This is a genomic window from Solwaraspora sp. WMMD1047 (assembly GCF_029626155.1).
Taxonomy (GTDB): domain Bacteria; phylum Actinomycetota; class Actinomycetes; order Mycobacteriales; family Micromonosporaceae; genus WMMD1047.
In genome coordinates, this window is record NZ_JARUBL010000001.1 from 6141493 (window position 1) to 6164196 (window position 22704).

22 protein-coding genes are annotated in these 22704 nt (G+C 71.5%); 12 read left to right on the plus strand and 10 right to left on the minus strand.

The window, feature by feature from the left end; genetic code table 11:
- The first annotated feature begins 105 nt into the window (after positions 1-105).
- The 7 genes from O7627_RS28045 (at position 106) to O7627_RS28075 (ending at position 10261) form a co-directional block, all read left to right on the plus strand.
- Positions 106-831, plus strand: a complete 726-nt coding sequence (locus O7627_RS28045) for a hypothetical protein (protein WP_278096461.1) — start codon at positions 106-108, stop codon at positions 829-831.
- 94 nt (positions 832-925) lie between these two features.
- Complete coding sequence (locus O7627_RS28050) at positions 926-1864, plus strand: ATP-binding cassette domain-containing protein (RefSeq protein ID WP_278096462.1); 939 nt, start codon at positions 926-928, stop codon at positions 1862-1864.
- A complete protein-coding gene (locus tag O7627_RS28055; RefSeq protein WP_278096463.1) occupies positions 1861-2697 on the plus strand; it encodes an ABC transporter permease in 837 nt (278 codons plus the stop codon). Before O7627_RS28050 ends, O7627_RS28055 begins: the two co-directional genes overlap by 4 nt.
- Before the next feature lie 221 nt (positions 2698-2918).
- Entirely contained in the window at positions 2919-6800 is a 3882-nt protein-coding gene (locus tag O7627_RS28060) for a multifunctional oxoglutarate decarboxylase/oxoglutarate dehydrogenase thiamine pyrophosphate-binding subunit/dihydrolipoyllysine-residue succinyltransferase subunit (RefSeq protein ID WP_278096464.1), read from the plus strand.
- Positions 6801-6820: 20 nt separating this feature from the next.
- Positions 6821-7000: a DUF6104 family protein gene (locus O7627_RS28065; RefSeq protein ID WP_278096465.1), complete on the plus strand. Its 180-nt coding sequence runs from the start codon at positions 6821-6823 to the stop codon at positions 6998-7000.
- Between the two features lie 52 nt (positions 7001-7052).
- Positions 7053-9125, plus strand: coding sequence for a phosphate acetyltransferase (pta, locus tag O7627_RS28070; RefSeq protein WP_278096466.1), 2073 nt, complete (start codon positions 7053-7055; stop codon positions 9123-9125).
- Positions 9122-10261 (plus strand): acetate kinase, encoded by a 1140-nt coding sequence (locus O7627_RS28075; RefSeq protein WP_278096467.1) that lies wholly within the window; start codon positions 9122-9124, stop codon positions 10259-10261. Before pta ends, O7627_RS28075 begins: the two co-directional genes overlap by 4 nt.
- A gap of 57 nt (positions 10262-10318) precedes the next feature.
- Here O7627_RS28075 and O7627_RS28080 read toward each other — a convergent pair whose 3' ends face one another.
- Positions 10319-10489: a hypothetical protein gene (locus tag O7627_RS28080; protein ID WP_278096468.1), complete on the minus strand. Its 171-nt coding sequence runs from the start codon at positions 10487-10489 to the stop codon at positions 10319-10321.
- Between the two features lie 76 nt (positions 10490-10565).
- On the opposite strand from O7627_RS28080, the gene O7627_RS28085 reads away from it, so the two are divergent.
- A complete protein-coding gene (locus O7627_RS28085) occupies positions 10566-11543 on the plus strand; it encodes a chlorophyllase (protein WP_278096469.1) in 978 nt (325 codons plus the stop codon).
- 93 nt (positions 11544-11636) lie between these two features.
- Here O7627_RS28085 and O7627_RS28090 read toward each other — a convergent pair whose 3' ends face one another.
- The 4 genes from O7627_RS28090 to O7627_RS28105 all read right to left on the minus strand — a co-directional run bounded on the left by O7627_RS28090 (position 11637) and on the right by O7627_RS28105 (position 16034).
- The gene (locus O7627_RS28090) at positions 11637-12893 is read right to left on the minus strand and encodes a hypothetical protein (RefSeq protein ID WP_278096470.1); all 1257 of its coding nucleotides are present in this window, start codon (positions 12891-12893) and stop codon (positions 11637-11639) included.
- A gap of 366 nt (positions 12894-13259) precedes the next feature.
- Entirely contained in the window at positions 13260-14213 is a 954-nt protein-coding gene (locus O7627_RS28095) for a zinc-binding dehydrogenase (protein ID WP_278096471.1), read from the minus strand.
- A gap of 148 nt (positions 14214-14361) precedes the next feature.
- Positions 14362-15540: an NADP-dependent malic enzyme gene (locus O7627_RS28100; RefSeq protein WP_278096472.1), complete on the minus strand. Its 1179-nt coding sequence runs from the start codon at positions 15538-15540 to the stop codon at positions 14362-14364.
- Between the two features lie 140 nt (positions 15541-15680).
- A complete protein-coding gene (locus O7627_RS28105) occupies positions 15681-16034 on the minus strand; it encodes a S24/S26 family peptidase (RefSeq protein ID WP_278096473.1) in 354 nt (117 codons plus the stop codon).
- A gap of 83 nt (positions 16035-16117) precedes the next feature.
- Here O7627_RS28105 and sodN point away from each other — a divergent pair, with 83 nt between their 5' ends.
- Together sodN and O7627_RS28115 are read left to right on the plus strand one after the other, a co-directional pair.
- Positions 16118-16525 carry a superoxide dismutase, Ni gene (sodN, locus tag O7627_RS28110; protein ID WP_278096474.1) on the plus strand — a complete coding sequence of 136 codons (408 nt, stop codon included), beginning with the start codon at positions 16118-16120 and terminating at the stop codon, positions 16523-16525.
- 99 nt (positions 16526-16624) lie between these two features.
- Positions 16625-17032 (plus strand): ATP-binding protein, encoded by a 408-nt coding sequence (locus tag O7627_RS28115; protein WP_278096475.1) that lies wholly within the window; start codon positions 16625-16627, stop codon positions 17030-17032.
- Between the two features lie 12 nt (positions 17033-17044).
- Here O7627_RS28115 and O7627_RS28120 read toward each other — a convergent pair whose 3' ends face one another.
- Positions 17045-17491: a hypothetical protein gene (locus O7627_RS28120; RefSeq protein WP_278096476.1), complete on the minus strand. Its 447-nt coding sequence runs from the start codon at positions 17489-17491 to the stop codon at positions 17045-17047.
- On the opposite strand from O7627_RS28120, the gene O7627_RS28125 reads away from it, so the two are divergent.
- Together O7627_RS28125 and O7627_RS28130 are read left to right on the plus strand one after the other, a co-directional pair.
- Entirely contained in the window at positions 17490-18440 is a 951-nt protein-coding gene (locus tag O7627_RS28125) for a diacylglycerol kinase family protein (RefSeq protein ID WP_278096477.1), read from the plus strand. The genes O7627_RS28120 and O7627_RS28125 overlap by 2 nt on opposite strands.
- 428 nt (positions 18441-18868) lie before the next feature.
- Positions 18869-19126 (plus strand): WhiB family transcriptional regulator, encoded by a 258-nt coding sequence (locus O7627_RS28130; RefSeq protein ID WP_278096478.1) that lies wholly within the window; start codon positions 18869-18871, stop codon positions 19124-19126.
- A 129-nt stretch (positions 19127-19255) separates the two neighbouring features.
- Here the strand turns inward: O7627_RS28130 and O7627_RS28135 are convergent, their stop codons facing one another.
- The 4 genes from O7627_RS28135 to O7627_RS28150 are packed head-to-tail and all read right to left on the minus strand — an operon-like array spanning position 19256 to position 22675.
- Positions 19256-20080, minus strand: coding sequence for a CbiX/SirB N-terminal domain-containing protein (locus tag O7627_RS28135; protein WP_278096479.1), 825 nt, complete (start codon positions 20078-20080; stop codon positions 19256-19258).
- Positions 20062-20835 (minus strand): phosphoadenylyl-sulfate reductase, encoded by a 774-nt coding sequence (locus O7627_RS28140; protein ID WP_278096480.1) that lies wholly within the window; start codon positions 20833-20835, stop codon positions 20062-20064. Before O7627_RS28140 ends, O7627_RS28135 begins: the two co-directional genes overlap by 19 nt.
- On the minus strand, positions 20832-20990 hold the full coding sequence (locus O7627_RS28145) for a hypothetical protein (RefSeq protein ID WP_278096481.1): 159 nt from the start codon (positions 20988-20990) through the stop codon (positions 20832-20834). Before O7627_RS28145 ends, O7627_RS28140 begins: the two co-directional genes overlap by 4 nt.
- A complete protein-coding gene (locus O7627_RS28150) occupies positions 20987-22675 on the minus strand; it encodes a nitrite/sulfite reductase (RefSeq protein WP_278096482.1) in 1689 nt (562 codons plus the stop codon). The genes O7627_RS28145 and O7627_RS28150 overlap by 4 nt, the downstream gene beginning before the upstream one ends.
- Positions 22676-22704 lie beyond the last annotated feature (29 nt).

Genomic DNA, 22704 nt, shown 5'->3' on the forward strand with positions numbered 1-22704 from the left:
GGCTGCCAACGACGTATCCCCCGCTGGAGTATCGGGTGTCATTCCAATGAACGGATGGCCGGGTGAACGGATGGCAGCGGATCGGGTTGGCTGAGGAGGCGCGGGATGCGGCTGGGTGAGCGGTTCAGCGGGCCGGACGGATCGGCCAACGGCGGGTACGCGGCCGGGAGCTTCGCGGGCTGGGCCGGGGCGGTCACCGGTGGTGGATCGGACCCGGTCGAGGTGACGTTGCGGCGGCCGCCGCCACTGGCGACCCCGTTGACGGTCGCCCGGACCGGATCGGGCGCCCGGATCAACGCCCCGGACGGCGCGCTGGTGGCCGAGGTCGAGCGGGTCGAGCCGTTCTCAGCCGTCGTACCGCCGGTCGGTTGGCAGACCGCGACGGCGGCGGCGGCCGACTACGCCGGCCACCGCGACCACCCGTTCCCCCGCTGCTACGTCTGCGGGCCGGAGCGCACCGACGGGCTGCGGATCTTTCCGGGTCGGCTGCCGGACGGGCGGACGGCCGCGCCGTTCGAGGTTCCCGCCGACGTCGGGCCGGCGACGGTCTGGGCCGCGTTGGACTGCCCGGGTGGCTGGTCGGTGATCGCGCCCGACCTACCGGGGCCGGCGGCCGGGGACCATCCGGAGCCGGCCGGCAACCGGCCGTACGTGTTGGGGCGGATCGCCGCGGTGGTGACCGCGCTGCCGACGCCCGGTGACCGCTGCGTCGTCCTCGGCGCCGCCGTCCGCGCCGAGGGGCGCAAGGCGCTGGTCCACTCCACGCTCTACGGCCCGGACGGCGCCCTACTGGCGTACGCGCGGGCCACCTGGATCGCAACCCGGGCGTGATGGCGGATACTGACCCGGATTGACTCGCACCGTGGCAAGCCGCCACGCTGTGCGGCGCGCGCCGGCCTGGCCGCGCACCCACGGGAGGAGAGACATGTCCGACGGGCAGCGGAGCCCCACGGTCGGGACCGGCAGGATCGAGGTGTCCGGCCTGACCAAGCAGTACGGCAAGATGCGCGCGGTCGACAATCTGTCGTTCAGCGTCGAGCCGGGCCGGGTGACCGGCTTCCTCGGGCCGAACGGCGCGGGCAAGACCACCACGCTGCGGATGTTGCTGAACCTGGTCACGCCGACCGCCGGTGGCGCCACGATCAGCGGTCAGCGCTACGCCGACCTGCCGGAGCCGGCGAAACACGTCGGTGCGGTGCTGGAGGCGTCCAGCGCCCACAAGGGGCGGACCGGGGTCAACCACCTGCGGGTGATCTGCGCGGCTGCCGGTCTGCCGAAGTCCCGGGCCGACGAGGCGCTGGCCATGGTCGGTCTGACCCCGGCGGCGAAGCGCAAGTTCAAGGGTTACTCGCTGGGCATGAAGCAGCGGCTCGGCATCGCCGCCGCCATGCTCGGCGATCCGAAGGTGCTGCTGCTCGACGAGCCGGCCAACGGTTTGGACCCGGAGGGCATCCGGTGGATGCGCGGGTTCCTCAAGACGCTCGCCGCCGAGGGCCGCACGGTGCTGGTCTCCAGCCACCTGCTGTCGGAGATGCAGCTGCTCGCCGACGACGTGGTGATCATCGCGGCCGGCAAGCTGATCCGGCAGGGGCCGGTGGCCGAGGTGATGGGCTCGATGACGCACGGCGCCCAGATCCGGGTACGCACCCCCGACGCGGAGAAGCTGACCACCGCGTTGGGCCAGCAGAATGCCACGGTGACCCGGGGCCAGGACGGCGAGCTGCTGGTTGCCGGGGTGGACGCGCCGACCGTCGGGCGGACCGCGTTGGCGGCCGGGGTGGAGCTGCACGAGCTGACCGCGGAGCGCCCCGACCTGGAACGGGTCTTCCTCGAACTGACCTCCGGAAAGGCGGGAATCCGATGAGACTGATCCGCTCCGAGCTGGTCAAGATCCGTACCACGAACACCTGGTGGCTCTTTGCCGGCGGCGCCTTCCTGATGCTGGTGCTGGCGTTCCTCTACAACATGCTCTTCGCCAACTTCGCCCTGGACAACCCCGACACCAGCACCGAGGGGCTCTCGCCGGAGCAGGCGGAGCAGGTGGTGGCCCAGTCCGATGTCGTCTTCCAGGCGGCGAACCTCTACACCTCGGGCCAGTTCTTCGGCCTGCTCTTCGTGATGCTGCTCGGCATCATCCTGGTGACGAACGAGTTCTATCACCAGACCGCGACCACGACCTTCCTGACCGCGCCGCACCGTACCGCGGTGGTGTTGGCCAAGCTGGTGGTGGCGACCCTGCTCGGGGCGGCGTTCTGGCTGGTCACGACCGCGTTGACCATCCCGGCGACGATGGTCTTCCTGGCCAGCAAGGGGGTGGACAACCACTTCGGCGACTGGCCGATCACCCGCGCGCTGCTGCTCAACCTGCTCGCGTACACGCTGTGGGGCATTTTCGGGGTGGGCTTCGGGGTGCTGATCCGCAGCCAGATCGGTGCCACCATCACGGCGGTGGTGCTCTACCTGCTCGGTACCACGGCGGCGGGCATCCTCTTCGCGGTGCTGCAGGACCGGTTCGACGCGGAGTGGATCGGCGAGTTGCAGGTGCTCGTCCCGTCGATCGCCTCGTCGCTGATGATCAGTGGGACGGAGCTACCCGGCAGTCCACCACAGTGGGTGGGCGCGGTGGTGCTGATCGGCTACGCCCTGGTGACGGGCACGGTCGGCTCACTGATCATGCGGACTCGGGACATTTCATGACAGAAACCTCAAGATGCCATTCTGAAGTGTGAAACCGGACACGGGCCGGACGTGGCAATGCCGACCGTCATCGCACGGCGTAGCCTTGATCCCGACTCCTGAACCGGCCTTCAGTGGCGGTGGAGCCCGCGCGCGTGGCAACCGCGTGCGACCGAACCAAGCGCGCGACGGACGAACCGCGCGAAGACGAACGACCCGCGTGAAAGAGGCGATTACCGGCCGTGTCAACCCAGCAGACGTCGCAGGAGAACCCACTGGCGGGTTTCGGCCCGAACGAGTGGATCGTCGAGGAGATGTACCAGCGCTACCTCGCCGACCCGAACAGCGTTGACTCGGCCTGGCACGACTTCTTCGCCGACTACCGCCCGCCCGGCGACGGCACCGCACCGGCGACGTCCGGGGCGAGCGGCGCGGACCGGTCGGCGGGCGGCAAGGACGCGGCCGCCGGCACCGCGGGAAAGACAGGCGACGGCGGCGGGCGCGGCACCGGTCGACAGACCGGCACCGCGCCGGCCGCCGACGGCCGGCAGACCACCGGTACGGCGAAGCAGGGTGCCGCCGCCAAGTCGGGCGGACCAGCCGCCAAATCAGCCACCGCCCCGGCCGGCAAGCCCGCGGAGAAGTCCGCAGGCGCACCGGCGCAGAAGTCCACGACGACCGGCGGCAAGGCCACCGCCGGCCAGGCCGCCCCGGCCAAGTCGACCGCGGCCAAGCCCGCAACCGGCAAGGCCGCCGACGACGCGGGCGCCGGCGCCGCCGCGACCACCCCGCTGCGCGGCGTGGCGGCCCGGATCGTCCAGAACATGGACGCCTCGCTCGCCGTACCGACCGCCACCAGCGTGCGGGCGGTGCCGGCGAAGCTGCTCGTCGACAACCGCATCGTGATCAACAACCACCTGGCCCGGGGGCGGGGCGGCAAGGTCAGCTTCACCCACCTGATCGGCTTCGCCCTGGTCCGCGCCCTCGCCGAGCGCCCGGAGATGAACAACTCCTACACGTCGGTGGACGGCAAGCCGGCCGTGGTCAAGCCGGAGCACGTCAACCTGGGCATCGCCATCGACCTGGTGAAGCCGGACGGTTCGCGCAACCTGGTGGTGCCCTCCATCAAGGGCTGCGAGCAGATGGACTTCCGCCAGTTCTGGCAGGCGTACGAGGACGTGGTCCGGCGGGCCCGGCGCAACGAGCTGACCATGGAGGACTACGGGGGCACCACGATCTCGCTCACCAATCCGGGCGGCATCGGCACGGTGCACTCGCAGCCCCGGCTGATGGTCGGGCAGGGCACCATCGTCGGCGTCGGCGCGATGGAATACCCGGCGCACTACGCCGGGATGTCCGAGGAGACCCTCGCCGAGCTCGCCGTCAGCAAGATCATCACGCTGACCAGCACCTACGACCACCGGATCATCCAGGGCGCGCAGTCCGGCGAGTTCCTCAAGAGCATCCACGAGCTGGTCCTCGGCGAGCACGGCTTCTACGACCAGATCTTCACCTCGCTGCGGATCCCGTACGAGCCGGTGCGCTGGATGCGCGACGTGGCGGTCAGCTCCGAGGGGCAGATCAACAAGACCGCCCGGGTGCACGAGCTGATCCACGCGTACCGGGTCCGGGGTCACCTGATGGCCGACACCGACCCGCTGGAATTCAAGATCCGCAAGCACCCGGACCTGGACGTTCTCCAGCACGGGCTGACCCTGTGGGACCTGGACCGCAACTTCCCGGTGGGCGGCTTCGCCGGCAAGCAGCGGATGAAGCTGCGCGACATCCTCGGGGTGCTGCGGGATTCGTACTGCCGCCGGGTCGGCGTGGAGTACATGCACATCCAGGACCCCGAGGAGCGCCGCTGGATCCAGGAGCGGATCGAGCTGCGGTACGAGAAGCCCTCGGCGGACGAGCAGAAGCACGTGCTCAACCGGTTGAACGCCGCCGAGGCGTTCGAGACCTTCCTGCAGACCAAGTACGTCGGCCAGAAGCGCTTCTCGCTGGAGGGTGGCGAGTCGCTGATTCCGCTGCTCGGCGAGGTGCTGGAAGCCTCGGCCGAGGCCGATCTCGACGAGGTCGTGATCGGGATGGCGCACCGGGGTCGGCTCAACGTGCTGGCCAACATCGTCGGCAAGCCGTACGAGAAGATCTTCTCCGAGTTCGAGGGGCACCTGGACCCACGCTCGACGCAGGGCTCCGGCGACGTGAAGTACCACCTCGGTCAGGCCGGCAAGTTCACCACCCCGGACGGGGAGCACTCGATCAAGGTCTCGGTGACGGCGAACCCGTCGCACCTGGAGGCGGTCGACCCGGTGCTGGAGGGCATCGTCCGGGCCAAGCAGGACCGGATCGACCTCAAGCTGGAGGGCTACACGGTGCTGCCGCTCGCCGTGCACGGCGACGCCGCGTTCGCCGGCCAGGGCGTGGTGGCCGAGACGCTCAACCTCTCGCAGCTGCGCGGCTACCGCACCGGCGGCACGGTGCACGTGGTGGTCAACAACCAGGTCGGCTTCACCACCGCCCCGGAGTACTCCCGCTCCAGCCTCTACAGCACCGACGTGGCCCGGATGATCCAGGCGCCGATCTTCCACGTCAACGGCGACGACCCGGAGGCGGTCGTGCGGGTCGCCCGGTTGGCCTTCGAGTACCGCCAGGCGTTCAACAAGGACGTCGTGATCGACATGGTCTGCTACCGCCGGCGCGGGCACAACGAGGGCGACGACCCGTCGATGTCCAACCCGCAGATGTACAAGATCATCGACTCGAAGCGGTCGGTCCGCAAGCTCTACACCGAGGAGCTGATCGGTCGGGGCGACATCACCCTGGAGGACGCCGAGGAGCTGCTCCGCGACTTCCAGGCGCAGCTGGAGCGGGTCTTCAAGGCCACCCGGGACGCGGCCGCCGTGCCGCCCCGGCAGCTCACCCGCCCGCCCCGGCAGCAGGAGAACGAGCCGGAGGTGACCACCGCCGTGGACGCCTCCGTGCTGCGCGCGGTGGGCGAGGCGCACCTGGCGCTGCCCGAGGGTTTCACCCCGCACAAGCGGATCCAGCAACTGCTGGAGCGGCGGGCGAAGATGGCCACCGAGGGCGGCATCGACTGGGGCTTCGGCGAGATCATCGCGTTCGGTTCGCTGCTGCACGACGGGGTGACGGTCCGGCTGGCCGGCCAGGACTCCCGGCGCGGCACCTTCGTCCAGCGGCACGCCGTGATCGTCGACGGCCGGACCGGCACCGAGCACCTGCCGCTGTCGGCGCTCACCAGTGAGCAGGCCCGGTTCTTCGTGCACGACTCGCTGCTGTCCGAGTACGCGGCGATGGGCTTCGAGTACGGCTACTCGGTGGAGAACACCGAGGCGCTGGTGCTCTGGGAGGCGCAGTTCGGCGACTTCGGCAACGGCGCGCAGACCGTGGTGGACGAGTTCGTCTCCTCCGGCGAGGTCAAGTGGGCGCAGCGTTCCTCGCTGACCCTGCTGCTGCCGCACGGCCACGAGGGGCAGGGGCCGGACCACACCTCCGGCCGCCCGGAGCGGTTCCTGCAGATGTGCGCCGAGGACAACATGCGGGTGGCGATCCCGACCACCCCGGCGAACTACTTCCACCTGCTTCGCCGGCAGGCGCTGTCGGAGAAGCGCAAGCCGCTGGTGGTCTTCACCCCAAAGTCGCTGCTGCGGCACAAGCTCTGCGTCTCCGGCGTGCAGGACTTCACCACCGGCACCTTCCAGCCCGTCCTGCCGGACAGCGAGAGCCCGAACCCGGAGTCGGTGAAGCGGGTCCTGCTCTGCACCGGCAAGATCTACTACGACCTGCTGCAGGCCCGTAGGGATCGCGGCATCACCGACACCGCGCTGCTGCGGATGGAGCAGCTCTACCCGCTGCCGGTGGAGGAGGTGCGGGCGGCGCTTGCCGGCTACCCGAACGCCGAGGACTTCGTCTGGGTGCAGGAGGAGCCGGCCAACCAGGGTGCCTGGTCGTTCATCGCGCTCAACCTGCTGGAGCACCTGGAAGGGCTGCGACTGCGCCGGATCTCCCGGCCGGCCGCCGCCGCCCCGGCGGTCGGCTCGATGAAGCTGCACGAGAACGAGCAGACCGACCTGCTCGCGGCCGTCCTCCCCCAGCCCTGACCGGACACTTGGAGGAACGGGTGTACTTCACCGACCGGGGCATCGAGGAGCTGGTCGAACGCCGGGGCGACGAGAGCGTCACCCTGGAGTGGCTGGGTGAGCGGTTGCGCGACTTCGTCGACCTCAACCCCGAGTTCGAGACGCCCGTCGAGCGGCTCGCCACCTGGCTGGCCCGCCTCGACGACCCCGACGACGAGTGAGGACCGGTCGGGACCAACGGCCCTCCGTCCGGTCCCTCCGGTTCGATAGGTTGTGGGCGTGGCCGCGCGCAGTGTCTTCATCGCAAGTCTGGGCCCCGGCGGCGGCAAGTCGACGATCGCGCTCGGCCTGGCCGAGCTGCTTTCCCGGCAGGTCGGCCGGATCGCCGCCTTCCGGCCGCTGGTGCCGACCACCGGTCCGGATCCGATTCTCGCGCTGCTGCACGACCGCTACCGCGTCGAACTCCCGCTGGCCGAGCTCTCCGGCGCCGGCTACCCGGAGGCCGCCGCGCTCGTCGGTGACGGGCGCCGGGAGGAGCTGATCTCGCGGATCGTCGAGCGGTACCGCTCGGTGGAGCGCCGCTGCCCCGCCGTGGTGGTGATCGGCAGCGACTTCGACGACGCCGAGGAGAACGCCGGCGGGATGTCCCGGGAGCTGGCCTTCAACGCCCGGCTGGCGACCGAGTTCGGCAGCGTGGTGGTGGCCGTCATCGACGGGTTCGAGCAGGACGAGAAGGCGATCGCCGGGGCCGCCCGGGGGGCGTACCACGAACTGACCGACCTCGGCGCGACCGTGCTCGCGGTGATCGCCAACCGGGTGCCGCACGAGATGACGCTGCCGGAACTGCCGGTCCCGGCGTACGCGATTCCGGAGGTGCCGACCGTGTCGGCGCCGACGGTGGCCGAGGTCGCCGCGGCGCTCGGCGCCACCCGGCTGGCCGGCGACGACTCCGCGCTGGACCGCGACGTGCTCGACTACGTGGTCGGGGCCGCCCACGTGCCGACGCTGCTGGACCATCTCACCGACGGCTGCCTGGTGATCACCCCCGGCGACCGGGCCGATCTGCTGCTGGCCGCCAGCGCGGCGCACGTGGCCGGCCAGGTCTCGGTCGCCGGGCTGGTATTGACCCTCGGTGAACGCCCGGACGAGCGGGTGATGCGGCTGCTGGAGCGGCTGCACAGCGGGTTGGCGGTGCTCTGCGTGCCGACCGACAGCTACCACACGGTGGCCGCCTCCAGCCGGATCGAGGGGCGGCCCAGCAGCGCCAGCCCGCGCAAGGTGGAGGCCGCCCTCGGGGCTTTCGAGTCCACGGTGGACACCGCAGAGCTCTCCCGCCGGCTGCGGGTCACCCGGTCGGTCCGGGTCACCCCGCTGATGTTCGAGTACGACCTGATCGACCGCGCCCGCGCCCAGCGCCGGCACCTGGTGCTGCCCGAGGGGCCGGCGGAGCGGATCCTGCGCGCCACCGAGATCCTGCTGCGCCGGGGCGTCGCCGAGCTGACCCTGCTCGGCGACCCGGCCGAGATCGGCCGCAAGGCCCGCGAGCTGGGGGTGGACGTCGAGGGCGCCACCATCGTCGATCCGGCCGACAGCCCGTGGCGGGAGGAGTTCGCGGTCGAGTACGCCGGGCTGCGCGCCCACCGGGGCGTCACCCTGGACCTGGCCCGGGACGTGGTCGGCGACCCGAACTACTTCGGCACCCTGATGGTGCACACCGGGCGGGTCGACGGGATGGTCTCCGGCGCCACCCGGACCACGGCGGCGACCATCCGACCGGCGTTCGAGATCATCAAGACCGTGCCGGGCGTCTCGGTCGCCTCCAGCGTCTTCTTCATGCTCCTCGCCGACCGGGTGCTGGTCTACGGCGACTGTGCCATCAACCCCGATCCGGACGCGGCGCAGCTCGCCGACATCGCCGTCTCCTCGGCCGACACGGCCGCCCGGTTCGGCGTCGAGCCGAGGGTGGCGATGCTCTCCTACTCGACCGGCACCTCCGGCAGCGGCGCCGACGTGGAGAAGGTCGCGGCGGCCACCGAACTGGTCCGCCAGCGCCGGCCAGACCTGCTGGTCGAGGGCCCCATCCAGTACGACGCCGCGATCGACCCGGCGGTGGCGGCCACCAAGCTGCCGGGCAGTTCGGTGGCGGGTCGGGCGACCGTCTTCGTCTTCCCCGACCTGAACACCGGCAACAACACCTACAAGGCGGTGCAGCGCTCGGCCGGCGCCGTCGCGGTCGGACCGGTCATGCAGGGCCTGCGCCGGCCGATAAACGACCTGTCCCGGGGCGCGACGGTGCCGGACATCGTCAACACGGTCGCCATCACCGCCATCCAGGCCGCCGGATGAGCCGGATCCTGGTCGTCAACACCGGTTCGTCGTCGCTGAAGTACCGCCTCTACCAGGGCGCCGACGCGGTGGCCGGCGGCACCGTCGAGCGGATCGGCGAGCCGGACGGCGGACCGGCCGACCACGCCGCCGCGCTGGCCGACGTGCTGGCCGGACTCGACCTGGCCGGGCTGGCCGCCGTCGGGCACCGGGTGGTGCACGGCGGGGTGCGGTTCACCGAGCCGGTGCTCATCGACGACGAGGTGGTCGCCGGGATCGCCGCGCTGGTGCCGCTGGCGCCGCTGCACAACCCACCGAACCTGGCCGGCATCGAGGTCGCCCGCCGGCTGCTGCCGGGCGTACCGCAGGTCGCGGTCTTCGACACCGCGTTCCACCGCACGCTGCCGCCGGAGGCGGCCAGCTACGCGATCGACCGCCAGGTCGCGCAGGAGTACGGCATCCGCCGGTACGGCTTCCACGGCACCTCGCACGAGTACGTGACCCGGCGCACCGCCGAGCTGCTGGGGCGGGACCCAGCCGAGGTCAATCTCATCTCGCTGCACCTGGGCAACGGCGCCAGCGCGTGCGCGGTCGCCGGCGGCCGCAGCGTCGCCACCTCGATGGGAATGTCCCCGCTGGAGGGGCTGGTGATGGGCACCCGCAGCGGTGACCTCGACCCGGCCATCATCCTGGACCTGCAGCGGACCGGGAACTTCTCGGTCGACGACATCGACCGGCTGCTCAACCAGCGCGGCGGCCTGCGCGGGCTCTGCGGGGCGAACGACATGCGCGAGGTGCTGCGCCGCCGGGCCGCCGGCGACCCGGCCGCGACGCTCGCCTTCGACGTCTACTGCCGGCGGATCCGGTCCTACGTCGGCGCCTACTACGCGATCCTGGGCCGGCTGGACGCGATCACCTTCACCGCCGGGGTCGGCGAACACGCCGCCCCGGTCCGGGCCGCCGCGTTGAGCGGGTTGGCGCGGCTGGGCATCGTGGTCGATCCGGGGCGCAACGAGGCGGCCGGTGGCGACCGGCCGATCTCCCCGCCGGGGGGCGAGGTCACGGTCTGGGTGGTCGGCACCGACGAGGAAGCCGAGATCGCCCGCCAGACGCGGCTGTTGATCCGCCGGTCAGGCGGATCAGCTCAACCCGACTGAGCCGGTCGGCGGCGCTGGGCGGGGCCGGGCGGCGCTGGGTCGGTCGGCGGCGCCGGGTCAGCCGAGGGCGACCCAGGCGATCAGGGCGACCACGACGACAGCGGCGACGGCCGCGCCGATCAGCAACGGCAGCCGCGACGGCGCCTGATTGGCGGCCGGATCGGGTTTCTGGGCGAACACCCGAAATGCCTCGGTGTTGCCGCTCGTGTCCCGGTACTCGTCAGACATGCGCAAGACCTTAGCGAAAGCCTCCCGGCGCGGCTGTCCCGCACTCCCGGCCTGGTCGGCGAGGCACAATCGGGTGATGCGCCGACACCCCACCGCCGTGGCGGCGGCAGCCCTGATCGCCCTCGGCCTGGCGGTCGCGGGCTGTTCGCCGGCCCCGGACCGGTCGCCGAACGGCACCGGCCCGACCACCGCCGCACCGACCGGCACCGCCGGTCCGGCCACCCCGTCGACCGGCCCGGCCACCCCGCCGGCCGGCCGCGCACCGGCGGAACGCTTCGACACGGCGACCCGGCAGCTCGAGTTCACCCGCGGCGAGAACCGTCCGCTGGACGTCACCGTCTGGTACCCGGTCGGCGTCGGCGGCGACGTGGCCCGCGGTCGCTTCCCGGTGGTGCTGTTCAGTCACGGCCTGGGCGGTCGGCCCGCCGACTACCGGACGCTGCTGAGCGGCTGGGCGGCGGCCGGCTTCGTGGTGGCCGCGCCAAGCTACCCGCACACCAGCCGGGGCGTCGCCGACTTCCAGCTCCTGGATGTGATCAACCAGCCGGCCGACGCGTCCCACGTGCTGACCGGGCTGCTGGCCCTCGACGATCGGGCCGGCGACCCGTTCCAGGGCCATCTGGACCCGGAGCGGGTGGCCGCCGCCGGGCATTCGGCCGGCGGGGTGACCACCATCGGGCTCTTCACCGCCGGCCGCGACGACCGGCTGGACGCCGGCATCGTGCTGGCCGGCAGCGCGCTCGGGGTGGGTACCGCGTTCAGCGGGGCGTCGGCGCCGCAGCTGTTCATCCACGGCGAACTGGACGAGGTGGTGTCGTACCAGTCGGGGCTGGCGGCGTACGACCGGGTTCCCTGGCCGAAGGCGATGCTGAGCCTGCCGGACGGCGACCACGGCGGGTCGCTCTCCCGGTCCGGCGACCCGGCGCTGCGGGTGGTGGCCGAGACCACTGTCGAGTTCCTCCGCTGGTCGCTCTACGGCGACCCGGCGGCGAAGGGCCGGCTGCCGGCCGCCGCCGCCCGGGGTGGCCTGGCAACCCTGGACGACAACCTCTGACCTGGGCCCGAACGGGAACCGTCGCCCGGAGGTCTCTCCGGGCGACGGTCCCGTGATCAGCCGGCCCGCCCTGGCCGGGGCGGGGTGGGCGGGCTAGTTGACCACTGGTTGAAGGCTGTCCGCGTACACGTTCGTCGGTTTGTCCCAGGTGATGCCGGACTGGGTCACCCGGGCGACCACGCCGTACCGGTGGTCGCGGCCGAAGACGTTCCCCCGGATTCTGATGCCGGCCGCGTTGAGGTCGGTCCGGATGCCGATCGAGTAGTTGCCGCCGTTGCAGTAGTTCCGCTCGAAGAGCAGGTTCGACACGATCGGGCCGGTGGTCGAACCGATCATGAGGCAGGCGTTCATCGGGTCGCGGGTGGCCGGGTTGTACGACTCCAGCGTGTTGCCGCGGACCACGATGTTCGACGCCCCGGTGGTCTGCAGCGTGTCGTTGTGCGACCCGGGCAGCCGCTTGAGGTGGTGGATCCAGGAGTCCTCCACCACCGTGTTGGTGCCCAGCCGGGGGCCGTCGATGGCGTTCGTGATCTCCACCCGGCGCAGGGTGTAGTCACCGCAGCAGACCGCCACCTGGATGCGGCCCATCCCATCGACCTCGGAGTCCTCGACGAGCAGGTTCCGGGCGTTCAGCGTCCGGATGCCGTAGGTCACGCCGCACCTGATCCGGGTGTTGCGGATCACCACGTTCGCGGCGCTGACCAGGACACACCCGTTGATGTCCAGGCCGTCGAGCACCTGGCCGTCGGTGGTCACGTTCACCGAGCCGGCCGCCCGCAGCCGGGTTCCGGCCGGCACACCGGTGTTGCCCGGGCCGGGGAAACCACTGGGCACCGCGGACGCGTCGACGTCGGTCGCCGATCCGGCCGGGGGTGCGTCGGCCTCGGCGACCGGTTCCGCTTCCGGTTCCGGTTCGGCCTCGCGCTCGTCGGCCGGCGCCTCGGCGACCGGCGGCCGGAATGTCACCGGCCGGCCGTTCCAGGAGGACCCGACAATTGTTGCCGGCGCTTCATCCGAATAGATGAAACCCTTGACACAACCAAAGAGGTGTACGCCGCGGGCGGTGTAGTTGCCGAACACGATGCCGTTTGTCTTGGCCGCGGTGCAGTAGATGCGGGTGTTCTCGATGAGGGCACCGGAAAAGCCGTCGAAGACCCGGATCGAGTAGTCCCCGTGATATCGGACGGTGAGGTTCCTGACCGTGACGTTGTTTGCCTTGATGTGTATGTAGCCATTGACGTGTCGACCGTCCAGCACCGTCCCGTCCCTGGTCACGGTGACCGAACCGGCCGAACCGTCGGCCATGGCGGTACTGATCCCCACCCCGACCATACCCAGGCTCGTCAGCACGACGAGCAGAGTACGCGGCAGGCTGCGCCGCTTTCCGTGACCCACCCGTACGATTCGCGGTGCCCGTCGATTGCCTTTATAGGCCGCCAGGAAACTCAAGATCGGACCCTTTCTTACCACGACTGTCCACAATCAGCGATGCAGGACGGCATGACTGTAGCGGTCGATGGGAGGGTCGTAGTTCGACGCCGGAACGGTACCGAACGGAACCTGTGGTTTTCTTGAAGTACACCTTTGCGTCGACTGTGTCGGGCATTCGTTGTCATACCCAAGCTGCCCGAGTGTCCGTTTCCCGACGGAGAAAAGTCCGGATTTTCAGTATGCGGACTCAGCGTGTTCGTACAACCGCAGCCTGCTACCAGCTCCTCAGCGGGTGTGGTCGAGCACCAGCTTGCCGAAGACCTCGCCCGACGCCAGCCGCTCGAACGCCCCCCGGACGGCGGAGAAGCTGTGCACTCCGTCCACCACCGGCCGGATCCGCCGGGCCACGCAGAGCTCCATCAGCTCGGCGAGTTCGTCGGCGGTCCCCATCGAGGTGCCCAGGATCTCCAGGTGCATGGCGAAGACCCGACGCAGGTTGACGGTCGGCAGATGCCCGCTGGTCGCCCCGGAGACCACGATCCGCGCGCCGGGAGCGGCCACCTTCAGCGAATGGTCGAAGGTCGCCGCCCCGACGGTCTCGATCACCACGTCGACGCGCTCCGGGAGCCGGGCGCCCGGCTCGACCGCGGTCGCGCCGAGCTCGGCGATCCGCTCCCGCTTGACCGGATCCCGGCTGGTCGCGTACACCCGCTTGCCGAGCGAGACGGCGAGCACCACGGCGGCGGTGGCCACCCCGCCCCCGGCGCCCTGGACCAGCACCGAGTCGGCCTCCGCCACCCGCCCCCGGGCGGTCAGCATCCGGTACGCGGTCAGCCAGGCCGTCGGCAGGCAGGCCGCGTCGGCGAAGGAGAGGTCCGCCGGCTTGCGGATGAGGTTGGCCCGGGGCACCGCCACCCGTTCGGCGAAGGTCCCCTGGTGGTGTTCGGAGAGGATGGAGACGCCGCGCGGGTCGGCCGGGTCGGCGACCACCGGGTAGAGCACCACCTCGTTGCCGTCCGGGTCGACCCCGGCGGCGTCGCAGCCGAGGATCATCGGCAGCCGGTCCGGCGCCAGTCCCACCCCGCGCAGCGACCACAGGTCGTGATGGTTCAACGAGCTGGCCCGGACCTCGACGGTCACCCAGTCCTCGTTCGGGTGGACCGGCTCGGGCCGGTCACCGACGACGAGTGCGGCGAGCGGGTTGTCGGGGTCGATTCCGGCGGCGTAGGCGGCATCCATGAACCGACGCTAACAGCGTCCCCCGACCGACCAGCGGGACCGGCCCGACCAGCGGAACCGCCGGACCCGGCAACGGCGACCACCGGACCCGGCGGCGGACCCGGCGGCGGGACCGGCCCGGACAGCGGAAGCCGGCCCCACCATCGGCTCAGCCGCGGGCCACGCCGTCGCGCCGGGCGGCCTCGGCGACCGCCTCGGCCACCGCCGGGGCGACCCGGGGGTCGAGCGGCGACGGCACGATCGCGTCGGCGGTGAGCGAGTCGGCGACCACCGCCGAGATCGCGTCGGCGGCGGCGACCTTCATGCCGTCGGTGATCCGCACCGCGCGGGCGTCCAGCGCGCCGCGGAAGATCCCCGGGAACGCGAGCACGTTGTTGATCTGGTTCGGGAAGTCGCTGCGTCCGGTGGCGACGACCGCCGCGTGCCGGGCGGCCACCTGCGGATGCACCTCCGGCGTCGGGTTCGCGAGCGCGAAGATCACCCCGTCGGGTGCCATGGCGGCCACCGCGTCCGCGGCGATCTGGCCGCCGGAGACGCCGATCAGCACATCGGCACCGCGCAGCGCCTCGACCACACCGCCGGTCAGCCCGGCGGCGTTCGTCAGCGCGGCCAGTTCCGCCTTGGTGGCGGTCAGGTCGGGGCGGTCCGGGTGCAGGATGCCGCGGGAGTCGCAGACCAGCACCTCGGCCGGGTCGACCCCGCCGGCCACCAGCATCCGGGTCACCGCGACCCCGGCCGCGCCGGCCCCGCTGACCACCACCCGCAGGTCGCCGAGCTTCCGGTCGAGCAGGGCGGCGGCGTTGCGCAGGGCGGCCAGCACCACGATCGCCGTACCGTGCTGGTCGTCGTGGAAGACCGGGATCGGCAGCGCGTCGGCCAGCCGGCGTTCGATCTCGAAGCAGCGCGGCGCGCTGATGTCCTCCAGGTTGATCCCGCCGAACGACGGGGCCAGCGCGGTGACCACCGAGATGATCTCCTCGGTGTCCTGGGTGTCGAGGCAGATCGGCACGGCGTCGACACCGCCGAACTGTTTGAAGAGCACCGCCTTGCCCTCCATCACCGGCATCGCGGCGCGGGGGCCGATGTTGCCCAGCCCGAGCACGGCGCTACCGTCGGTGACCACGGCGACGGTGTGCGAGGTCCAGGTGTAGTCGCCGAGCAGCGCGGGATCGGCGGCGATCGCCTCGCAGACCTGCGCGACGCCGGGCGTGTAGGCCAGGGAGAGGTCCTCGCGGCTGGTCAGCGGGACGGTCGAGACGACGGCCAGCTTGCCGCCCCGATGAAGATCAAAAACAGGATCGCCAGGATCCACAATAGACGCAGACATTTGGTGACTCCAGGATGCGTGAAGCAGATGGACCAGCCGGCCTGACGCGAGATCATCGATTGCCGGCGGTACGGTGCGGGGGTCACCCGAGCACGGACTTCGAGCATAGTGCCGGCTTGCGGTCCAGGATGTGAGCAGGGTCATACCCGCCGGTAACCGAACCACCTCGGCGCCGGCCAGTACCGCAGCACCACCCGGCCCCGGACCTCGGCCACCCCGTAGCTGCGGGAGTCGTCGGTGGCCAGGTCGTTGTCGCCGCGTACCCACCAGCCGCCGTCGCAGGGTCGGACCGCGCGCTTGACGACCAGCAGGCCCGGCCGGCTCCGGAAGGTCGCCACCACCAGGTCGCCCGGGCGGACCGCCCGGCCCGTCCCGCGCACCAGCAACGCGTCGCCGTGGCGCAGGGTCGGCGCCATCGACGGCCCCGACACGAGTACGGCGAACAGCCACCGCCCCGCCCGACCACCGTTGCGGTGGCGCCACCGAACGGGCACCAGGTTTCACCTCCGCCCCGTCGGGGACGTCTTCCAGGAGTAGTGTCAACCCGGATCATCGCAAACATTCACGGAGGGTCCTGATGCGACTTCCACGTATTCTCACGCCGCGCCTGGTCGCCCACGCCCATTGCGACCTGCCGTGCGGCGTCTACGACCCGGCCCAGGCCCGGATCGAGGCCGAGTCGGTCAAGGCGATCGCCGAGAAGTACCAGGCCAACACCGACCCGGAGTTCCGCACCCGGGCGCTGCTCATCAAGGAGCAGCGCGCCGAGCTGGTCAAGCACCACCTCTGGGTGCTCTGGACCGACTACTTCAAGCCCCCGCACTTCGAGAAGTACCCCCAGCTCCACCAGCTCTTCAACGAGGCCACCAAGCTCGCCGGTGGCGGTGGCGGCACCAAGGCCTCCACCGATCCGGCCAAGGCCGACGAGCTGCTGCAGAAGATCGACGAGATCGCGAAGATCTTCTGGGAGACCAAGCAGGCCTGAGCTCACCACGCGAGGGCTGGGCGGATCCGTGGATCCGCCCAGCCCTCCCCCGCGTCGGGCCACCGCCGGCCGGTAGAGTCCGCGCCGGGGGTGCCGACGGTGACTCATGCGACAACCGGACCGACGACCGAGGACGATGTCGTCCTGCTGACGGTGCCCGCCGACGGCGGCTATCTCGGCGTGCTGCGCACCGCGACGGCCGGGCTCGCCGCCCGGCTGCACTTCGCCCTGGACGAGATCGAGGACCTGCGGATCGCCGTCGACGAGGCGTGCGCCATGCTGCTCGCGGTGGCCGTGCCGAGCGCCGAGGTGGAGTGCCAGTTCACCGTCACCGACGACGCCCTCACCGTCCGGGTGACCGTGCCGACGGTGGCCGGCGCGCGACTGCCGGCCGAGTCGTCGTTCGCCTGGAAGGTGCTCACCGCGCTCACCACGTCGGCCTCCGCCACGCTCGCCGACGGGCGGGCGACCATCGCGCTGCTCACCCGCCGCGCCGGGGCGGCCTGACCGACCGGCCCGTCAGCCCACCCCGAGCGCCCGGGTGGTGGGCGGGCTGACCAGCAGGGCGCAGACCAGCAGACCCAGAGCCGCCAGCGGTACGCCGAGCCAGCCCAATCCGCCCTGCACCATGTAGTAGCCGATCGGCAGCAGCATGAGCTGCAGGACGATCGCCGGCGCCCGCGCGCCGGCCCGACGCCGGCGCAGGGCCGCGCCCAGCCCCCAGAGCAGCACGGCGCCACCCAGCGCGAACGCGGTGACGACAAGCGCCGAGGCCAGGTCCGTCGCGGTCGCGGTGAAATCCTGATAGACCAGGTACGCGGCGAGCAGGCCGAGGGCTGCCGCCTGCGCCCACAGCAGCCAGATCGCGGCGCGCAGCGGGCCGGGCGCCGGCCCCGACGGTGGTGGCGGGACGTCGGTCACGGGCGACACGATACCCGCGCCGGGTCGCGGTACAGTGCCGCCCATGCGGGCCATCCTGGTGGTCAACCCGAAGGCCACCACCACCAGCCAGCGCAGCCGGGACGTGCTCGTCCGCGCGTTGCGCAGCGAGGTCGACCTCACCGTGGCGTACACCCGCCGGCGCGGCCACGCGGTGGCGCTGGCCCGCACCGCCGTCGCCGAGGGCTTCGAGCTGGTGGTGACCCTCGGTGGCGACGGCACGGTGAACGAGGTGGTGAACGGTCTGATGACGGCCGAGTCACCGACCCTCGATCCGGCACAGCCGCCGGCCGACCGGTTGCCGGCCCTCGCGGTGGTGCCCGGGGGGTCGACGAACGTCTTCGCGCGCGCGCTCGGGCTGCCGCGGGAGTGGCCCGAGGGCACCAGCGTGATCCTGGAGGCGCTGCGCCTCGGTCGGACCCGCACGGTGGGCCTGGGGCTGGCCGACGACCGCTACTTCACCTTCTGCGCCGGCTTCGGCCTGGACGCCGCCGTGATCGACCGGGTCGAGCGGGCCCGCCGGAAGGGCCGGGTCTCCACCCCGTCCCTCTATCTTCGGGCCACGCTGAGCCAGTACTTCCTCGGCAGCGACCGGAGCCACCCGGCGATCGCGCTGGAGCGGCCCGGCGAGCTGACCGAGGACGAGCTGGCCACCGTGATCATCCAGAACACGGCGCCCTGGACGTACCTGGGCGAGCGCCCGGTGAACCCGAATCCGGAGGCGTCGTTCGACCTGGGTCTGGATGTGCTGGCACTGCGTAGACTGCGCGTCCCTAGCACAACACGCACGGTCACCCAGATCCTGTCCCGCCGCCCCGATCCACGTGGACGCCAAGTGCTACGACTCCATGACGTTGCGGAGTTCACCCTGGTGTCGGAGCGTCCGCAGGCGTTCCAGCTCGACGGCGACTATCTCGGCCCGCGAGAGAAGGTGCGTTTCACATCCGTAACTGCCGCACTTAGAGTAATCTGCTGACCCTGGGGGTACAGCGTTCCCGACGGCGATCGCTGGACGAGCCGACGAGGGAACAGGTGCCGGAAATGTCAGCAATATCCCGCGCGCAGTACTATATTGATCCGTGGCTGTGGCACCCGGGGTGCAAGCAGGCCGCCGAACCGGGACAAAAGGGTCGTGAGCTAGCTCACCCGCTCAGACTTTTTCCGACGGCTACCCTTGACATCGCGGGAGTTCGTGAAAGTATTCACAAGCGAACTTGAGTTACCGGAACATTGCCCCGAACTGCCCCGCGAGCGGCAGGGTGGGGCAGGTTCCGCGGGTCACAGCCTGCTCACGCGCTGTCGGACCGATGGGTGTACACCATCACGACCGACACCGCGGACGCATATAGGGAAATAGCACCAAGCAAGCACGACCACCCACCCAGATTGAGGAGTGTTGCCGCCATGGACTGGCGTCACCATGCTGCCTGCCGCGACGAGGACCCGGAGCTGTTCTTCCCGATCGGGACGTCCGGGCCGGCGTTGCTGCAGGTCGAGCAGGCCAAGGCCGTCTGCCGGCGCTGCTCCGTGACCGATGAGTGCCTGCAGTGGGCGCTCGAATCCGGTCAGGATGCCGGCGTCTGGGGTGGAATGAGCGAGGAAGAACGGCGTGCCGTCAAGCGTCGCGGCGGCCTGCGGGTCCTGCGCGCTCACTCTGCCTGACCCACCCGCACAACCGACAAGCGTCAACGCCCCGGGGCACCGCCCCGGGGCGTTCCGCTGTTACGGACCACCCGAACACCGCCCGACCGGACACCGCGCCGAAGAACCCGCCACCGGGCGGCGGAGTGGTCAGGCGGCCTGGGAGTTTCCGGCCGGCCCGGCGCCGGTCACCGCGGCGGACTCGACCGTGGGTTCCACGGCGCGGCGTAGCACGAGGGCGGCCAGCTCCGGCGCGGCCCACAGTGGTGCGGCCACCGCCACCGCACCCGCCCGGCGGGCCGCGTGTACCGCCGTCTCGTAGAGCCGGCCGGGAGCGAGGAAGTAGGACGCCACCGCGACCCGCCGGGCGCCCCCGGCCCGCAGCGTCGCCACCGCGGTCCCCGCGTCCGGCCCGGCCGCCGAGGCGTACGCGGTCAGACACGGAACCCCCAGCGAGGCACCGAGCGCGTCGGCGACCTCGTCCACGGTCAACCGAGCCCGGGCGTCCCGGGTCCCGGCGGCGGCCAGCACCACCGCGTCGGGCCGCCAGGCGGCCTCGTCCAGCCGGCGGCGCAGGCCGGCCAGGAGCAGGTCGTCGACGACTCCCCCGGCTGGACCGAGCACCTCGGTCAGCCGCACCGGAATCCGCAGCCCGGCCGCCCGGGCGTCGGCGATCACCTCGGGCAGATCGACCCGCCGGTGGTACGCGGCGGTGAGCAGCAGCGGCACCACGACCACGGACCGGTGGCCGCCGTCCGCAACGGCCCGCAGCACCTGCCCCGGGTGCGGGGCGCTGTGGTCGAGATAGCTGGCGAAGACCGGCGTACCCGAACCGGCCGCCGCCACCGCGCGGGTCAGCGCCCGGGTGGCGGCGGCGGCCCGCGGATCGCGGCTGCCGTGCGCCACCAGCACGATCGGCGGCGTCGCCCCGGCGCCGGTCGGCGCCGGGGCAGCCGTCACACGTGCAGGCCGCACTCGGTCTTCTCGAACATCGCCCAGCGCCCGGCCCGGGGGTCCTCGCCGGCCTTGGTCCGCCGCGTGCACGGCCAGCAACCGATCGACGTGTAGCCCTGCTTGAACAGCTCGTTCACCGGCACGTTCCACCGGGAGATGTAGGCGTCCACATCGGCCTGGGTCCAGGCCGCGATCGGGTTCACCTTGACCTTGCCGCGGCGCGGGTCGAAGCTGACCACCGGCGTGTTGGCCCGGGTCGGCGACTCGTCCCGGCGCAGCCCGGCCGCCCACGCGTCGTAGTCGGCGAGCGCCCGTTCCAGCGGCTCGACCTTGCGCAGCGCGCAGCACTCGTCCGGCGCCTTCGAGAAGAGCCGGGGACCGTACTCGCCGTCCTGCTGGCCGACCGTCTGCCGGGGGCGGATGGACCGGACGTTCACCGGCAGCGTCCGGGCCACCGTGTCGCGCACCCGCAGGGTCTCCGGGAAGTGCAGCCCGGTGTCGAGGAAGACCACGTCGACCCCGGGCGCCACCCGGGAAACCACGTGCGCCAGTACGCCGTCGGCCATCGAGCTGGTGACGCAGAACCGGTCGCCGAAGGTCCGAGCGGCCCAGGCCGCGATCTCGTGCGCCGGCGCGCCTTCCAGCTCGCGACCGGCCTCCTCGGCGAGCGCCCGCAGCTGCTCCGGACTTCGCCGGCCCGGCGCGATCGTGGTGGTGATCGTCGGTTCGGGGCCGAGCCGGACCAGGTTGAGGCCGGCGGCGGAGACCGGGCTCATCGGGTCACCGCCCGGGACAGCAGGCCGGTGAACTTGACGGTGAAGACGCGGGCACAGGCGTGGCACTCCCAGGCGCCGTGCGCCTGCTCGTTGGGCCGCAGGTCCTCTTCCCCGCAATAGGGGCAGTACAGAGGTGCGGCGCGGTTCTCGCTCATCGCAGTTCCTCCTCGTCAACCCTGATGACCCACTGGGCGAACGGCTCGCCCTCGGTCCGACCGGCCAGGTATCGGCGGGCCAGCCGCTCGACGTACTCGGGAAGTTCCTCTGCTGTGGTCTTGAGGCCGCGCAGCTTGCGGCCGAAACCGGCGGTCTGGCCCTGGGCCATCCCCAGGCCGCCGCCGAGGTGCACCTGGAAACCCTCCACCTGGCGCCCGTCCGGTCCCATCACGAGCTGGCCCTTGAGTCCGATGTCGGCGGTCTGGGTGCGGGCGCAGGCGTTCGGGCAGCCGTTGATGTGGATCGAGATGTCCGCGTCGAACTCGCGCAGCCGCTCCTCCAGCCGGGCAACCAGCTCCTCGCCCCGGGCCTTCGTCTCGACGATGGCCAGCTTGCAGAACTCGATGCCGGTGCAGGCCATCGTGCCGCGTCGCCAGCTCGACGGCTCGGCCTCCAGCCCGATCCCGCGCAGCGCGGTGACGAGCGATCCGGTCCGCTCCGGCGGCACGTCCAGAACCAACAGCTTCTGGTACGGGGTGAGCCGCACCCGATCGCTGCCGTGTGCCTGGGCCGCGTCGGCGAGCGCGCCGAGCTGGCTGCCGGAGACCCGGCCGACCACCGGCGCCACCCCGACGTAGTTACGCCCGTCCAGCTGCGGGTGCACGCCGATGTGGTCGATCGGCTTCTCCGGCAGCTGCGGCGGCGGCCCGTCGAGCAGGGTGCGGCCGAGGTACTCCTTCTCCAGCACCTCCCGGAACTTCTCCACCCCCCAGTCGGCGACCAGGAACTTCAGCCGGGCGCGGTTGCGCAGCCGGCGGTAGCCGTAGTCGCGGAAGATGGAGACCACCCCGGCCCAGACGTCCGGTACCTCGTCCAGCGGCACCCAGACCCCGAGCCGCTTGGCGAGCATGGGGTTGGTGCTCAGCCCGCCGCCAACCCAGACGTCGAAGCCGGGGCCGTAGTCGGGGTGCTCGACGCCGAGGAAGGAGATGTCGTTCGCCTCGTACGGTGTGTCGGCCAGCCAGGAGATCGAGGACTTGAACTTGCGGGGCAGGTTGGACAGCTCCGGAATGCCGATGTAGCGACGGACGATCTCGTCGATCGCCGGCGTGGCGTCGATCTTCTCGGTCCCGGCGACCCCGGCGACCGGGCTGCCGAGGATGATCCGGGGGCAGTCGCCGCACGCCTCGGTGGTGTACAGCCCGACGTCCTCCAACTGCCGCCAGATGGCCGGCATGTCCTCGACCCGGATCCAGTGCAGCTGGATGTTCTGCCGGTCGGTGACGTCGGCGGTGTCGCGGGCGTAGCGCTGCGAGATGTCGGCGATGGCCCGCAGCTGGGCCAGGTTGAGCTGCCCGCCGTCGACCCGGACCCGGAGCATGAAGTACTCGTCTTCGAGCTCGTGCGGTTCGAGGACGGCGGTACGGCCACCGTCGATGCCGGCCTTGCGCTGGGTGTAGAGCCCCCACCAGCGGAACCGCCCGCGCAGGTCGGCCGGGTCGATGGAGGCGAAGCCGCGGTGGGCGTAGATGTTCTCGATCCGGGCCCGGACGTTGAGCGGATTGTCGTCCCGCTTGGTCCGCTCGTTCGGGTTGAGCGGCTCACGGTGCCCGAGCGCCCACTGGCCCTCACCGCGCGGACGGCGGGCCGGCCGGGCTCCGGGCTGGGTGCTGCTGACCGCCATGTCGGCGTTCCTCCGTTGTCTGCTCAGAC

Excerpts from the sequence above, each read along its gene's own strand:
- O7627_RS28120 (WP_278096476.1), bottom strand. The coding sequence starts at position 17,491 with ATGGGCGGCACTGTACCGCGACCCGGCGCGGGTATCGTGTCGCCCGTG.
- O7627_RS28080 (WP_278096468.1), bottom strand. The coding sequence starts at position 10,489 with ATGTCTGACGAGTACCGGGACACGAGCGGCAACACCGAGGCATTTCGG.
- O7627_RS28085 (WP_278096469.1), top strand. The coding sequence starts at position 10,566 with ATGCGCCGACACCCCACCGCCGTGGCGGCGGCAGCCCTGATCGCCCTC.
- O7627_RS28150 (WP_278096482.1), bottom strand. The coding sequence starts at position 22,675 with ATGGCGGTCAGCAGCACCCAGCCCGGAGCCCGGCCGGCCCGCCGTCCG.
- O7627_RS28050 (WP_278096462.1), top strand. The coding sequence starts at position 926 with ATGTCCGACGGGCAGCGGAGCCCCACGGTCGGGACCGGCAGGATCGAG.
- sodN (WP_278096474.1), top strand. The coding sequence starts at position 16,118 with ATGCGACTTCCACGTATTCTCACGCCGCGCCTGGTCGCCCACGCCCAT.
- O7627_RS28075 (WP_278096467.1), top strand. The coding sequence starts at position 9,122 with ATGAGCCGGATCCTGGTCGTCAACACCGGTTCGTCGTCGCTGAAGTAC.
- O7627_RS28045 (WP_278096461.1), top strand. The coding sequence starts at position 106 with ATGCGGCTGGGTGAGCGGTTCAGCGGGCCGGACGGATCGGCCAACGGC.
- O7627_RS28130 (WP_278096478.1), top strand. The coding sequence starts at position 18,869 with ATGGACTGGCGTCACCATGCTGCCTGCCGCGACGAGGACCCGGAGCTG.
- O7627_RS28145 (WP_278096481.1), bottom strand. The coding sequence starts at position 20,990 with ATGAGCGAGAACCGCGCCGCACCTCTGTACTGCCCCTATTGCGGGGAA.
- O7627_RS28125 (WP_278096477.1), top strand. The coding sequence starts at position 17,490 with ATGCGGGCCATCCTGGTGGTCAACCCGAAGGCCACCACCACCAGCCAG.
- O7627_RS28055 (WP_278096463.1), top strand. The coding sequence starts at position 1,861 with ATGAGACTGATCCGCTCCGAGCTGGTCAAGATCCGTACCACGAACACC.
- O7627_RS28140 (WP_278096480.1), bottom strand. The coding sequence starts at position 20,835 with ATGAGCCCGGTCTCCGCCGCCGGCCTCAACCTGGTCCGGCTCGGCCCC.
- O7627_RS28100 (WP_278096472.1), bottom strand. The coding sequence starts at position 15,540 with ATGTCTGCGTCTATTGTGGATCCTGGCGATCCTGTTTTTGATCTTCAT.
- O7627_RS28095 (WP_278096471.1), bottom strand. The coding sequence starts at position 14,213 with ATGGATGCCGCCTACGCCGCCGGAATCGACCCCGACAACCCGCTCGCC.